At 41.5% G+C, this 14068-nt stretch carries 15 protein-coding genes; 8 read left to right on the plus strand and 7 right to left on the minus strand.

Annotated elements, in window-relative coordinates; translation table 11 throughout:
• From GQR46_RS07250 to pspF, 7 genes are all read right to left on the minus strand, one after another.
• Positions 1-466: VOC family protein (locus GQR46_RS07250; RefSeq protein WP_165740561.1), on the minus strand; the 466-nt coding region annotated here is incomplete at its 3' end.
• 85 nt (positions 467-551) lie between these two features.
• Positions 552-1313, minus strand: coding sequence for an ATP-binding cassette domain-containing protein (locus tag GQR46_RS07255; protein WP_165740562.1), 762 nt, complete (start codon positions 1311-1313; stop codon positions 552-554).
• Positions 1313-2305 carry an oligopeptide/dipeptide ABC transporter ATP-binding protein gene (locus GQR46_RS07260; protein WP_007580952.1) on the minus strand — a complete coding sequence of 331 codons (993 nt, stop codon included), beginning with the start codon at positions 2303-2305 and terminating at the stop codon, positions 1313-1315. Before GQR46_RS07260 ends, GQR46_RS07255 begins: the two co-directional genes overlap by 1 nt.
• Complete coding sequence (locus GQR46_RS07265; RefSeq protein WP_165728514.1) at positions 2306-3199, minus strand: ABC transporter permease subunit; 894 nt, start codon at positions 3197-3199, stop codon at positions 2306-2308. It lies immediately after the preceding gene.
• Entirely contained in the window at positions 3186-4220 is a 1035-nt protein-coding gene (locus tag GQR46_RS07270; protein WP_165740563.1) for an ABC transporter permease, read from the minus strand. Before GQR46_RS07270 ends, GQR46_RS07265 begins: the two co-directional genes overlap by 14 nt.
• On the minus strand, positions 4220-5827 hold the full coding sequence (locus tag GQR46_RS07275; protein WP_165740564.1) for an ABC transporter substrate-binding protein: 1608 nt from the start codon (positions 5825-5827) through the stop codon (positions 4220-4222). Before GQR46_RS07275 ends, GQR46_RS07270 begins: the two co-directional genes overlap by 1 nt.
• A 15-nt stretch (positions 5828-5842) precedes the next feature.
• Entirely contained in the window at positions 5843-6907 is a 1065-nt protein-coding gene (pspF, locus tag GQR46_RS07280) for a phage shock protein operon transcriptional activator (RefSeq protein WP_165740565.1), read from the minus strand.
• A 186-nt stretch (positions 6908-7093) separates the two neighbouring features.
• Between pspF and pspA the strand changes: the two genes are divergently transcribed.
• The 8 genes from pspA (at position 7094) to GQR46_RS07320 (ending at position 14017) form a co-directional block, all read left to right on the plus strand.
• A complete protein-coding gene (gene pspA / locus GQR46_RS07285; protein ID WP_002958333.1) occupies positions 7094-7753 on the plus strand; it encodes a phage shock protein PspA in 660 nt (219 codons plus the stop codon).
• Positions 7754-7820: 67 nt separating this feature from the next.
• Positions 7821-8054: an envelope stress response membrane protein PspB gene (pspB, locus tag GQR46_RS07290; RefSeq protein WP_024612319.1), complete on the plus strand. Its 234-nt coding sequence runs from the start codon at positions 7821-7823 to the stop codon at positions 8052-8054.
• Positions 8051-8452, plus strand: coding sequence for an envelope stress response membrane protein PspC (gene pspC / locus GQR46_RS07295; RefSeq protein WP_149591832.1), 402 nt, complete (start codon positions 8051-8053; stop codon positions 8450-8452). Before pspB ends, pspC begins: the two co-directional genes overlap by 4 nt.
• Before the next feature lie 63 nt (positions 8453-8515).
• A complete protein-coding gene (locus GQR46_RS07300; RefSeq protein WP_165740566.1) occupies positions 8516-9934 on the plus strand; it encodes a YcjX family protein in 1419 nt (472 codons plus the stop codon).
• Complete coding sequence (locus GQR46_RS07305; RefSeq protein WP_165740567.1) at positions 9931-10956, plus strand: TIGR01620 family protein; 1026 nt, start codon at positions 9931-9933, stop codon at positions 10954-10956. Before GQR46_RS07300 ends, GQR46_RS07305 begins: the two co-directional genes overlap by 4 nt.
• Before the next feature lie 462 nt (positions 10957-11418).
• Positions 11419-12600: a methionine gamma-lyase gene (gene megL, locus GQR46_RS07310; RefSeq protein ID WP_165740568.1), complete on the plus strand. Its 1182-nt coding sequence runs from the start codon at positions 11419-11421 to the stop codon at positions 12598-12600.
• Positions 12601-12837: 237 nt separating this feature from the next.
• Positions 12838-13635 (plus strand): phenylalanine 4-monooxygenase, encoded by a 798-nt coding sequence (gene phhA, locus GQR46_RS07315; protein ID WP_165740569.1) that lies wholly within the window; start codon positions 12838-12840, stop codon positions 13633-13635.
• A 37-nt stretch (positions 13636-13672) separates the two neighbouring features.
• On the plus strand, positions 13673-14017 hold the full coding sequence (locus tag GQR46_RS07320; protein WP_002958326.1) for a 4a-hydroxytetrahydrobiopterin dehydratase: 345 nt from the start codon (positions 13673-13675) through the stop codon (positions 14015-14017).
• The last annotated feature ends 51 nt before the right edge of the window (positions 14018-14068 follow it).

The raw sequence follows: 14068 nt of genomic DNA on the forward strand, positions 1-14068 counted from the left end.
TCCGATTGCCGCTAGGCTCTCTTATCATCATATGTTGGGTTGGACCTTTACCTAAGTTTTCTGGTGCAAACTCTATAGTAATATTATTTTGCATTTCTAAGTGTGTATGTAGCTCGCTTAACTTTTTGATACTTTCTACACTGAGTGCTAAATGGTGTAAGCCCACATTTTCTGCCCGATTAAACTCCACACGTTTTTCATCATTTTTTACGCGCCATAATGTAATGGTTATTTTATTGTTTGATAAAAAATAAGCGGGGTAGGTTGGATCACTTCCTAGCGTTTTAAAACCAAGTACATCAGTAAAAAATGCTTTGGATGCATTTAAGTTTGATACGGTTAAACCTAAATGATCAACGCCACCAACCCAACTTTTAGAGGTAGAGTTTTCGTCAGCTATTGAGGTTGTTGATAGCAGTAGTAACGCTAATGATGAAATGCCTGTGAGTAATGTTTTTTTTAGCATAGATCCTCTTTATGGTTTTAGTTGTTAAATTGCGCATTTAACAAAGACCTTCATAAAGGAGATTACATTACACGCTAGGCTGCGTTTAGCAGCTAAGTAATCGCTGCGTTACTTTTGATTGGGGATTTTGAAAAACATCTTCAGTAGGGCCGTATTCAACTACTTCGCCTTTATCGAGTACAACCACATAATCACTGATGTGGCGCACTAGACTTAAATGATGGGTGATCATCACATATGTAAGGCCTGTGTCGCGCTGCAGCTTAAGTAATAAATTCACTATTTGCGCGCGTATAGAAGGGTCTAAAGACGAAACGGCTTCATCAAGCACAATCACCTTAGGATCTAAAATTAATGCACGAGCAAACGCAACACGCTGTAGTTGCCCCACACTAAACATATGCGGGTAGTAGTGTTTATGATCGATTAACAAACCCACCTTTGAAAGCGTTGCATCAATCTTTTCAGTGCGTTCACTAGCATCAAGTTCAGTATTATATTGCAGGCAATCATCAAGCATTTCGCCAATGGTTAACCCCGGGTTGAGCGATGCAGCTGAATCTTGAAAAATCATACGAATATCCCGGCATTGATTATCGCGTACGCCATTATCTTCGATAATATTATTCTCGAGCAAAATTTGCCCGCTATCAGCAGTATCAGCTCCTGAAAGTAGTTTTGCTAATGTACTTTTACCTGCACCTGTTTCACCAATTATGGCCATACTTTCGCCTTTACCGACACAAAACGAAATATTTTTAAGTACTTCAAACTTTTTACGTGAAAAAAGCCCTGCTCGCACATTGAATGTTTTTGAAAGCGCTTGTACTTTTAACAGTGGCTGCATTATTTCATGTCCTTAATTAACGGAAAATGGCACGCATAACTATGACCATGATGCTTAGTAAGGGTGGGAGTTACTACGCAGGCTTTTTGTGCTTGCGGGCAGCGTGGCCCTAGGCGGCAGCCAATAGGCAAATGTTGCAGAGTAGGGATAGTCCCTTTAAGTGCATAAAAAGGTTCTTTATGCGCTAAACCTTGTTCGTAGTCAGGCAAGCTTTTTAGTAATGCTTGCGTGTATGGATGGCGAGGCTGTTTAAATATTTCATGGGTTGGGCCTGCTTCAACCATTTGCCCGCAATATAAAACATGAATGCCATGCGACCAATGTGCAATCTCTTCAAGTTCATGAGAGATCATCAAAATAGACATGTTTTTAAGTTGGTTTAAGCTTTTTAGTAGTCTAAATACTTGTGCGCGAGTTGTGCTCTCAAGCGCTGTAGTTGGCTCATCAGCGATTAATAACTTAGGCGTGCGAGCAATGGCCATCGCAATCATTACTTTTTGACATACGCCCTCTGAGAGCTCATGTGGGTAACTACTTAATACCGCTTCGTGGTTTTTAATGCCCACCTTATGAATAAGCGCTTTTACTCTGTCTTTTCTCTCGCGGTTGCGCTTTAAAAAGAAACCTTTAGTTGCGATCTCTGGGAGTGTTTCGGCAATTTGGTCAAATATTTTAGCGGTTGGGTCAAGGCAGCGACTTGGATCTTGATAGATCATCGCTATATCTTGGCTTACTATTTTACGGCGTTTCTCTGGGCTTAAACGCATTAAGTCTACGCCGCGCCAATGAATACGGTCGGCAGTAATATCCCAGCGTTCGTTCAATACACCAATAATCGCTTTTGCTATTAGGCTTTTACCAGAGCCAGACTCGCCTACAAGCGCATGTACTTCGCCTTCTTTTAAGCTAAAACTCACTCTGTCTACGGCTCTAATTACTGTTTCAGAGGTACGTAGTTCAATTGTTAAGTTACGAACATCGAGTAATTGCATTTAATCAGCCTTACGTGCTTTAAGCACTTGTCGCAGGCCATCGCCTACTAAATTAGTAGATAACACGGCTAAAAATAACAGCACACCAGGTAGCGCTACAGTCCACGGCGCTAAATAAATAAGGCCTAAGTTTTCGGCTAATATTGCGCCCCATTCGGTCGTCGGTGGCTGAGCCCCTAATTTTAAAAATCCCAGTGCTGAAATATCTAATATAGCGGTAGAAAGCGCCATCGTGAATATAACCACAATGTGCTCATAAATATTAGGGAAAATACCGCGCGATATAATATGCCAGTTAGACGCACCATCGAGTCTAAACGCAGTAATGTAGTCTTTACTTAATTCATCAACAATCAAGTTGCGCACCGAGTGAATAAACTGCGGCAGTAGCGCTAAAATAATGGCCCATACGGTATTCATTAAACCCGGGCCGAGTATAGCGATTATTATTATTGCCAATAACAAAGAAGGAATAGAAAGCGTTATATCAAGTAAGTGATTTAAAAAGCTTGAACGCAGTCCTTTACTAATCCCTGCAAAAGTACCCACTAATACACCAAAAATAGTGGTGATTAGGGCGGCTACAACAGAAAGGCCAAACGTATATGTAGCACCATTCATTAAGCGCGAGAGTACATCACGGCCTAAATCATCGGTACCTAAAAGAAAGCGTACATCGCCCATTTCTCGCCACGATGGTGGAATAAGTAGTGCATCACTGTGTTGTTGGTTTACACCATACGGGGCTAAAAAAGGAGCGGTGGCGGCTAATAGTGCAAACGCTATAAATATCCATAAACCAACCAAAGCAGGGTGGTTATTTTTAAACTTTCGCCAAAGTCGCGCGAGTGGCGATTTATTCGACTCTTCAGAAAATAAATTAAACTTTGCCATGAGCCTGATTCCGCGAGAGTGGATCGAATAAAGTGTAAGTAAGTTCAGCTGTAATAGAAGCTAAAATAACAAATAAAGATACCGCCATTAATCCGCCTTGAATTGCAGGAAAGTCACGCTGATAAATACTATCGATTAACCATCGGCCAATACCCGGCCACGAAAAAATAACTTCGGTAATCATCGCAAGCGTTATTAGCGTACTAAATTGCAAACCAATTTGCTTAATTACCGGCAGTAATGCATTACGCAGTGCATGGTGCATGATAAGTTGACGGCGGTTAAGGCCTTTTGCCCTAGCTGTTTTAATAAAGTTTTGATCCATTACCTTAAGCATCGACTCGCGAGTAAAGCGAATTAATACGGTTGTAGGATACATAGCAAGTACAATTGTAGGGAGCGTTAAATGGCGCAGCGCATCAACAAAAGCCATGCCTTTATACGGAAAGCCAGCAAGTGCAATATCAATTAAAATAAACCCAGTATTTGCGGGTATTTCGTAAAGGAGCCCCATTCTCCCCGACATAGGAAACCAGCCAAGCTTTAATGAAAAAACCATTATTAATAACAATGCGAGCCAAAATACAGGCATTGAATAACCCAACATAGTGGTCGAGTTTATAAGCTTGTCGGGCCAACGTTTATGATAGCCAGAGCCTAAAATGCCAGTCGGTACACCAATAACAACCGATACAATTAATGCGTATACGCTTAGCTCTAAAGTGGCCGGTAGCAAATCAACAATATGGCTAAAGACACTGTTACCTGAGGCAAACGAAAGCCCCCAATCACCCTGAAATATTCGCCCTAAAAAGGCAATGTATTGCATAAAGTAATTGCTGTTGTATAAATATTTGTCTTCAAGCTCACTATGCTGTGCAAAGTTACTGCTCGGTATGCCACTTAAATTACTGAGTGGATCACCGGGAAATAAATACGCCAGCGAAAACGTAAATACACTAAGCATTAGTATCATAAAAAGGAATAAACCAAGGCGGCGTAAAATATAATCTAAGATCATTATTTTTTCCTCGCATTGGCAAGTGAAATAGCGCCAAACGGGCCAAGTGTTATGCCTTCCACATCGGCGCTACTCGCTTGAAAGCGCAGGCCATGAGCAATAGGCAATAACGGCAGCTCTTTAATAATCAAACTTTGTGCATCGTCGTAGTATTTTTTACGTTTGTTTAAATCAGTGGTGTCGAGTGCTTGAGTAAGCAATAAATCAAATTGGGGATTACACCAGTTTGCTGGGTTTTTGCCACTAAAAGTAGCGGTACAACTGAGCAGTGGGCTAAAAAAGTTATCAGGATCGGGTGTATCTGCCGCCCAACCAAGTAACACGCTGTCGTGCCTGTGCTCGCCAATACGCTGAATAAACGTGTTCCACTCATATTCTACAATACTTACATTAACGCCTACTTTGCGCAAATCGCTTTGCATAAGCTCAGCCATTTTACGTGCGTTAGGGTTATAAATACGACTCACAGGCATAGCCCATATTGTCATATCAAAGCCATCAGGTAAGCCTGCTTCAATAAGTAACTTTTTAGCAAGTTCTGGATCAAACGTAGGAATATCTTCTTGTGGCTCAAACGCCCAAGAGGTTGGCGGCAAAATAGATTGTGCGCGAGTACCGTTACCGTAATAAACCGCCTGCATTATTTTATCTACATCTATTGCATGCGCGAGTGCTTGGCGTACGCGTAAATCGTCAAACGGGGCACGTTCTGTATTAAACGCCCAATAACCTATGTTTAAGTTTGTTTCTTTTTCGATATTTATATCATCGCGTTGCGCTAAAATACTTAATTGCGCACTACTTGGGTGAGCCGTTACATCGCACTCTTTAGTCAGCATTTTGGCTATGCGCGCAGTGCCATTAGGCGTTATGTCGTAAACCAATTGTTCAAGAGCAACGTCATGCTTCCAATAAAGTGGATTACGATAAAAGCGTACAAGGTGATCTCGACGATATTCTTTATAAATATACGGACCGGTACCAATTGGGTACTGATCAAATAAGTTTTCTTGATTGTTTTTCTTAAGTTTCATGGCGTATTCTTCTGAAAGCACCACGGCAAAGTCGGTAGCCATATTGGCTAAAAAGCTACTTTCAGGATTAAACAATTCAAAACGCACTTGATAGTCAGACACGCGCACAATTTTACGAATAAGTTGATCAATCCCCACACTTTGAAAATACGGGTAATTGGCATCGCCCACAAAGTGATATGGATTATAGACATCGAATAATCGGCTAAAGGTAAATATAACGTCGTCGGCGTTAAAATCCCGCGAGGGGGTAAAATAAGAAGTTGTATGAAACTTTACATCTTTACGCAAGGTAAAGGTAACCGATTTACCATCTTTACTAATTTTCCAATCGGTCGCCAGCTCACTTTGAAACTCTGCCGTAACAGGGTCAATACTAATTAAACGGTCGTATAATTGGTTAGCAATTATATCAATAGTTGAACCGGTGGTCGTGACTTGCGGATTAAACGACACAGGGTTGGCTTCAGCGCAGTAAACTAAGCCTTGGTTTTTTTCTTCTATGATTTCTTCTTTGCTATCAAGGCAACCAACCAAAGTGGTGGCAAGCAAAACAAGTAATAATTTATGCACCCGCATAACCTCTGACTATTGTTGATCCAACAAGTTGTATTTTTTAAGATAACCACGTAATTGATGATACGTTAAACCAAGTACTTCTGCAGTTTTCTTTTGATTAAATTGGCTATGTTCGAGCGCTTTATTAATCATGTTTATTTCAAAGTCGTTTGAACGTTCTTTTAAGCTACACGGAAATTGAATATCAAGGGTTATATCTGCGCTTGCTTGAGCAATCGGCTGTGCAACTACAATAGGCTCGACATTAACAGTTTGAGTCGCTACAGGTGCTTTAATGCGCGCTTTTGGTCTAAATGGGCTGTCGAATGGGTCTAAAATAATCTGGTGAACGGGGATATGTTCACTACCGTGGCGATATAAGCTTCGTTCAACCACATTTTTAAGTTCGCGAATATTACCAGGCCAATCATAACTAAGCAGTGTTTCTGTTGCGCTTCGGGTAAAACCGCTAAAGAGTTCCCACTCTAAATCGCGCGCCATATTCATCGCAAACTGCTCAGCAAGCAACATAATATCGTCTTGGCGTTCGCGCAGTGGCGGCAGGGTAATTACGTCAAAGGCAAGGCGATCGAGTAAGTCACTTCTAAATTCACCTTGCTCAGCCAAATAAGGGAGGTCTTCGTTTGTAGCACACACTAAGCGTGTATCTACTTTTACAGTTTGTTTGCCGCCAACACGCTCAAACTCACCGTATTCTATAACGCGCAGTAGTTTTTCTTGTACCATAGCTGAGGTGTTTGCTAATTCATCTAAAAACAGTGTGCCGCTGTTAGCGCGTTCAAAACGACCTTCGTGGCGTTTACTTGCCCCCGTAAAGGCACCGCTTTCGTGGCCAAACAATTCACTTTCGAGAAGGTTTTCGTTAAGCGCTGCACAGTTAAGCTTTACGTAGTTTTGATCCCAACGTTTTGATAAAAAGTGTAAGCGCGCTGCTATTAGCTCTTTACCTGTGCCGCGTTCACCAATAATAAGTACCGGTTTATCTAAATTAGCCAGTTGCGATACCTGATCTAATACAGACAGAAAGCTATCTGATTGGCCGAGTAAATTATCCTGTTGGCGATATTGGCTCATATTTCCTAACTCTTGGTCATTTTTACTAACAGTTAGTGTATTTCATAAGTAGGGATAACTAAAGAAATTTGTATATTTAGTTTAACGTAATGAAAATAAAGTGTATTTTAACTTTTAAAAAGTTGGCAAGCATATTGATACTAGTTATAGCAGACTAACTAAGTTTTAATTACAGAGGTAAATGTTATGGGAATTTTTTCACGTTTTGCAGATATTGTTAATTCTAATATCAACGCCATTTTAGATAAAGCAGAAGACCCAGAAAAAATGGTTCGTCTGATTATTCAAGAAATGGAAGATACGCTTGTTGAAGTACGTTCTACATCAGCTAAAACATTGGCTGAGAAAAAAGAAATTGTACGCCGCTTAGATACGCTTAAAGCACAGGTAAGCGATTGGCAAGATAAAGCCGAACTGGCTTTAAGTAAAGACCGCGACGATTTAGCGCGTTCAGCCCTACTTGAAAAGCAAAAGTCGGCAGATGCCGTTGCTTCAGTCGCTAGTGAACTTGAACATGTAGAGTCTCATATTGAGAAATTACAGCAAGAAGTAACGACACTACAAGAAAAGCTAGCAGATGCGAAATCACGTCAAAAGGCAATTATACTTCGCCAACGTTCGGCTGAGTCGCGCCTTGAAGTGAAAAAGACACTTGATAGCTCAAAAGTAGAAGACGCACTTAATCGCTTTGAACGTTACGAAACTAAAATTGATGGACTAGAATCTCAAATTGAGTCTTACGATTTAGGTAAAAAGACGTTAGCGGACGAAATTGCTAATCTACAAAAAAATGAAAAGATAGATGATGAGCTAGCCGAACTTAAAAAGAAGCTAGCTGATAAATAACTTATAAAGGGGTACTTAAAGTACCCCACTGCTTAAAAACATCAAAACGGATTGTCAGGAGAGGATTATGTTTGATCCAGAGATACTAGTTGCACCATTTATCTTGTTTATGATTTTTGTTGCACCGCTGTGGTTAATTTTACATTACCGTAGCAAAAAACAAGTAAGCCAAGGTTTAAGTGAACACGAACATCGCCAGTTACTTGAGCTTGCACATAAAGCCGAAAAAATGGCCGACAGAGTCGAAACACTAGAAGCATTGCTTGATCAAGAGTCACCACAATGGAGACGCAAAGTATGAGTGCCAAACGCGAATTATTAAGAGACCCACAACGCGGTAAAATAGCCGGCGTATGTGCGGGATTAAGTGACTACTTTAATATGGAGTTATGGTTAGTTCGCATTATATTTGTTAGTGCGGTACTGCTAACGGGTGGCCCATTATTTGTGGTAGCGTATATTGCAGCCTGGTTTATTTTAGATAAAAAAGAGCCCGCAACAGCGCAAACTAACAGCTCAACTAAAACTGACGATCCGCTAGAAGTAAAATTTAAAGTATGGCAAAAGGGCGAGCCACCGCGCCGCGCATTGCAAGATTTAAAAGAGCGTTTAACGCGTGTAGATACTCGCCTTCAAGATATGGAGCGCCATGTTACTTCAAGTGAGTTTACGGTGAGCCGTGAAATTAACAAACTTTAAAGGATTTAATAGCACCTTATTTGCAGCGTGATAAATTACGGCAAATTAGGTGCAAGACACTTTATGAGCCAATCATTTGCAAAAAAGACCTTTAAAAGTATTAAAGGCAAAGCACAAAAAGCCCTTCATCGCAGTTTAGACCAACACGTAAAACTTGCCGTAACAGGCCTAAGTGGTAGTGGTAAAACAGCCTTTATTACCGCGCTTGTTAAACACTTAACAACCCAAGCGGACGATAAAAACTTACCTTTTTTTGATGTAATGCGCGAGCACCGCCATGTTGCCACTAAAGTTGTGCCGCAAGAGGCGTTAAAAGTCCCTACATTTAATTATACGCGCGCGCTAAATTCATTATTACCAAGCGATGGGAAGCCTACGTGGCCTGCATCAACCGAGCGTATTAATACACTACGCTTAGCAATAAAGTATCAAAGTAATGCAGGGCTGCGTGGGCACTTTTCGCCGCAATCAACGCTTTATTTAGATATTATTGACTACCCGGGTGAATGGCTTCTTGATTTACCTATGCTTGAGCAAAGCTATTCTCAATGGTGCGAGCAGCAATATCCGTTACTAACTCAGCCTTCGCGTGTAAATACATCAAGTGATTTTCTAGATGCCGTTGAGCAACTTGATTTAAATGCACCTGTAGATGAAAACGCACTTGCTCATATTGCTCAGCTTTATCAAAGCATGTTAGTAGGGCTTAAAAAAGATACAAAACTTGCCATGTTACAACCCGGGCGCATGCTTATGCCTGGCGACTTACAAGGCGCGCCATTGTTATTGTTTTTTCCGGTATCGGGTGAAATAAACAGTGACGATGTCGTTGCGGGCTCTAATTTAGCGCATTTAATTAAGCGTTTTAACGCCTATATAAAAGAAGTTGTAAAACCATTTTATAATGAGCATTTTAGGCACTTTGATCGCCAAATTGTACTTGTCGATGTACTGAGTGCATTAAACGAAGGGCATGAAACCTTACAAGAGCAAAGCAGTGTAATAAACCAATTACTCGCGCACTTTAATTATGGTGAGTCAGGCTTTTTTAAACGTTTATTTAAGCCCAACATAGACAAAATATTATTTGCAGCTAATAAGTCAGACCACATAAGTGCAAAACACCATAAAGATTTAGCACTACTACTTGATTCGCTCGTGCATGAGCAAAGTAATCATTTAAAGTTTGATGGTGTGCAAATAGAAACCATGGCTATGTCGTCAATTACAGCCACGCAGCCGCGCCAAATTACCGACAAAGGCCAAATGCTTGATTGCATTTACGGTAAACCATTAAACGAGCCTGATTGGCTTACGTATTTACCGCCGCAGCCTCCCACGCGGATGCTAAATAAAAGTGAGTGGCCAGCACAGGGATTTGAGTTTTTATCGTTTTCTCCAATGCCGAGCCCTGATAAACAACTAAAACACATTCGATTAGATCATGTCATGCAGTACCTGCTAGGAGACAAATTAACATGAGTGAGTCAAACCAATCATTTCAAGCAGGGCGTCGTATAGATACGCAAAGCATTGAGCAAAACGAACCCGTTTTAGCACCTGCAAAAATTATTCAGCACGGACAAAGTGATTACGAAGAACTTGAAGATGAAGCACTAGAGCCAGAAATTGATCTGGAACCTGTGTACAAAAAGTCAAAGTGGCAAACGCTCAAAGGTGTTTTTGCTATTAGTTTTATAGTGCTGGTGCTTTTAGAGTTTGCATACTCGTTATTATTTGCTTTCGAGCAGTCAATTATTTTAGGCAGTGTTTATTTAACAGCAGTTGTAAGTGGCGTGCTGCTAATAGGGCGCTTATTGTGGCGAGAGTACCGAATGCTGCGCAGTTTAAAGCGTAACCAATTGCACCGAGTTGAAGCCGACAGGCTTTTAAACAGCGAGCAAGTAGGCGGTGCATTACCTTGGCTTGAAAAGCTTAATAAACACCAGGAGCTTGATAACTTTGAAACCTTTAAAAACCAAGTAGCGATGCATCACAGCGACAAAGAAATAATGACGCTGTACGCCAATAGTTTATTAATAACTCAAGACACCAAAGCTAAAAAGCTTATAAATCGGTTTGCGACCGAATCCGCACTGCTAGTTGCCCTAAGTCCACTGGCGCTGGTGGATATGATGGCTGTGCTTTGGCGCGGTACTAAGTTAATTGAACAAATTGGTAAAATTTACGGCATTGGTTTTGGCTACGCAAGCCGTATAAAGCTATACCGCATGCTAATAAAACAAGTAATGTTTGTAGGCAGTGCAGAGCTTGTATCTGACCTTGCTGCAACTGCACTAAGTGCTGAGCTTTTAGGTAAGCTTTCGGGGCGGGCAGCACAAGGGGTCAGTGCCGGTATTTTCACAGCGCGTATTGGTTACAAAGCAATGGAGCTTAGTCGCCCATTACCACGGCTTGAAAACAAACGCAGCTTACTAAAAGGCACTGTGCAAAGCATCGCAGGTAAAATTATGAGCCGTAAAAAGGCGGAACCAACGCAGTAAAATACGAGGGCGTGTTGATCTTTGATGGTTGAATTTGCAGCAGTGTGTTTGGTATTTAGGCAAGGCAGAGCCTATGTAGTGTGGTTATTCCCCATAAATAGGCGATAACGCAGCATAAATGCCAAACATGCGCTGCCTGTTGGGTTCTTTCTAGGGGCGATAAACTCTTTGTTGCCTACATGGATGTAGGTAAGGGGCGTGAGCAGGACGCGGAAGCTTTGCTCGGTTTTTACTTAGCTCACTAGGTTACAAACCTCGCGCCGCGATTTAATCGCCCCTAGATTGAACAAATTTCAATCCGCAAAGGTCAACACGCCCTGGTGGCAATATTTGTGTACAAACGTGCGCTGCACGGTTTTTACACAAATAGCCATCTGAGCATCCGGCATGCTTGCTGTTTGTAAGCGCATACGTTTTGATTGTTGAATCGCAAAAACATAATAATCAAAAAATGAGCCTACAATGAGCAAGCATCATATAAACACCCAGTGTATTCACGGACCACAAAAAGCAAACGACCCGCACGGCGCACTCACTTCTCCTTTGTATCAAACCTCTACCTTTCATTTTGAAAACGCCGCACAAGGTGCTGCGCGTTTTGCAGGCGACGAACCTGGCTATATTTATACGCGTTTAGGAAATCCTACAACCACAGAGCTTGAACAAAAAGTTGCCCAACTAGAGAGCTGTGAAGCAGCTGCTGCAACTGCAACAGGTATGGGCGCAGTATCTGCCTCAGTACTGAGCTTTTTATCGCAGGGGGATCACCTTGTTGCCTCAAGTGCTTTGTATGGTTGTACCTTTGCGTTTTTCTCGCATATGTTGCCGCGCTGGGGAATCGAAGTCACGTTTGTTGATATGACCAACGAGGACGAACTACGCGCTGCCATTAAACCTAATTCAAAAATGATTTTTGTAGAAACGCCAATTAACCCCACTATGGCGGTTATTGATTTGGCACTCATTGGCGCAGTTGCTAAAGAGCACAATTTAATTAGCGTAGTCGACAACACCTTTTTAACGCCGCTACTGCAATCACCTAAAAAATACGGTATCGACATTATAATGCACAGTGCGACCAAGTACTTAAATGGTCATGGTGACGTAGTAGCCGGTATTGTATGTGGATCGCTTGAGCACATAACACACATTAAAATGACCGTACTAAAAGATATTGGTGCAACCATAAGCCCGCACGACGCATGGCTAATTAATCGAGGCCTAAAAACACTCGCCATTAGAATAGAGCGCCATTGTCAAAGCGCACAAACGGTAGCCGAATATCTAGAAGCGCACCCACAAGTAACTACCGTATATTACCCAGGGCTTAAATCGCACCCAGGTTATAAGTTTATTGGTAACCAAATGAAAGCCGCTGGTGGTATTATTGCGTTTGAAATAAAAGGTACGCTACAAGGTGGCGCACAATTTATTGATAGTATGAAACTTTGTACACTTGCAGTAAGCCTCGGCGACGCTGAAACACTGATTCAGCATCCTGCATCTATGACTCACTCGCCTTATACGCCAGAGGAGCGAGCTGCCGCTGGAATAAGTGATGGGCTGATCAGGCTCTCGGTTGGGCTTGAAGATGTTAACGACATTATTAGTGATTTAAACCAAGCTTTTACTGAAATTGGTTAGTTGTATTTAATTGTGTACACACAAAAACAAGCTGCAGGCCTTTAATTAAGGGTCTGTATTTTTAATGTGCCACGGGTGTAATTATAAATTTACGATTTATGTGATCGCGACAAATACTGATGTTAGCCTATCTATTAAACTTTTCTTCACTTTTGCATAGTATGGGGTCATTCGATATTCAATAGGTTTGAGTATCACACTGACACCGATTTAGGGCTCACACCCAAGAAGGTACTTATGGCTAAAGCAAGTAAATACACATCCAAAACACCAGACGAAAATGGTGTTATACATTGGAGTGATGAAGAAAATAAAATTTGGTCTGAGCTTGTAGCACGCCAACTTGCGTGCATAGAAGGCAAAGCCTGCAATGAGTACATGCAAGGGTTAAAAAAGATTAACCTGCCGCACGATCGTATTCCTCAGTTAAGCGAACTAAACGAAGTATTGCTAGCCACTACTGGGTGGCAAGTTACGCCAGTACCTGCGCTTATCGACTTTGATGAGTTTTTTAGATTACTGGCAAACAAGCAGTTTCCGGTAGCTACATTTATTCGTAGCCGCGAAGAATTTGACTACCTACAAGAGCCAGATATTTTTCATGAAATATTTGGCCATTGCGCCATGCTAACTAATCCTGACTTTGCCGAGTTTACGCATAAGTACGGGCAATTAGGTTACGCAGCGCAGAAAAAGGACCGTGTATACCTTGCGCGTATATACTGGTTTACGGTTGAATTTGGTTTAATGCAAACCGAAGATGGCCTGCGTATTTACGGCGGCGGTATTTTATCAAGCCCAGGTGAAACCCAGTACGTATATTCAAACACGCCAGAAATCAGTCCAATGAATGTGCTTGATGTACTGCGTACGCCGTACCGTATTGATATTATGCAACCACAGTACTACACCATAAATTCGATTCATGATCTGTTTGATATATCGCAAATGGATATTATGACTTTGGTTGAGCGAGCTAAAGAGCTTGGCTTGCACGACCCAAAATTTCCACCAAAAGAAAAATTAGCCAGTTAAACATTAATGCTAAAAAAGCTAAAAGTAAGGATTTATAATGTCTTCATTAAGTGCACAAAAATGCGAAGCCTGTCATGTAGATGCGCCAAAAGTATCTGACGAAGAGTTAGCGCAATTAATTACTAAAATCCCAGACTGGGTACCAGAAGTACGCGACGGCATTATGCAGCTTGAGCGTGTTTATAAATTTAAAAACTTCAAACAGGCTATCGCGTTTACTAACAAAGTAGGCGACATGGCAGAAGACGAAGGCCATCACCCAGGTTTATTAACCGAGTGGGGCAAAGTAACCGTTACATGGTGGAGCCATTCAATCAAAGGCCTACACAAAAACGATTTTATTTGCGCGGCTAAAACTGACGACGTATTTAACGCGCTGTAAACTTTTTAAAGATTTAACCTTCGCAACAAAAAGCCCGCTAAAGTTATTTAG

It is taken from the genome of Pseudoalteromonas sp. Z1A6 (assembly GCF_011378745.1).
GTDB classification, from domain to species: Bacteria; Pseudomonadota; Gammaproteobacteria; order Enterobacterales; family Alteromonadaceae; genus Pseudoalteromonas; species Pseudoalteromonas arctica.

Coding starts and splice junctions, on each gene's coding strand:
- phhA (WP_165740569.1), top strand. CDS start 12,838: ATGGCTAAAGCAAGTAAATACACATCCAAAACACCAGACGAAAATGGT.
- pspF (WP_165740565.1), bottom strand. CDS start 6,907: ATGAGCCAATATCGCCAACAGGATAATTTACTCGGCCAATCAGATAGC.
- GQR46_RS07300 (WP_165740566.1), top strand. CDS start 8,516: ATGAGCCAATCATTTGCAAAAAAGACCTTTAAAAGTATTAAAGGCAAA.
- GQR46_RS07265 (WP_165728514.1), bottom strand. CDS start 3,199: ATGGCAAAGTTTAATTTATTTTCTGAAGAGTCGAATAAATCGCCACTC.
- pspB (WP_024612319.1), top strand. CDS start 7,821: ATGTTTGATCCAGAGATACTAGTTGCACCATTTATCTTGTTTATGATT.
- GQR46_RS07320 (WP_002958326.1), top strand. CDS start 13,673: ATGTCTTCATTAAGTGCACAAAAATGCGAAGCCTGTCATGTAGATGCG.
- GQR46_RS07255 (WP_165740562.1), bottom strand. CDS start 1,313: ATGCAGCCACTGTTAAAAGTACAAGCGCTTTCAAAAACATTCAATGTG.
- GQR46_RS07305 (WP_165740567.1), top strand. CDS start 9,931: ATGAGTGAGTCAAACCAATCATTTCAAGCAGGGCGTCGTATAGATACG.
- pspA (WP_002958333.1), top strand. CDS start 7,094: ATGGGAATTTTTTCACGTTTTGCAGATATTGTTAATTCTAATATCAAC.
- GQR46_RS07270 (WP_165740563.1), bottom strand. CDS start 4,220: ATGATCTTAGATTATATTTTACGCCGCCTTGGTTTATTCCTTTTTATG.
- GQR46_RS07260 (WP_007580952.1), bottom strand. CDS start 2,305: ATGCAATTACTCGATGTTCGTAACTTAACAATTGAACTACGTACCTCT.
- megL (WP_165740568.1), top strand. CDS start 11,419: ATGAGCAAGCATCATATAAACACCCAGTGTATTCACGGACCACAAAAA.
- pspC (WP_149591832.1), top strand. CDS start 8,051: ATGAGTGCCAAACGCGAATTATTAAGAGACCCACAACGCGGTAAAATA.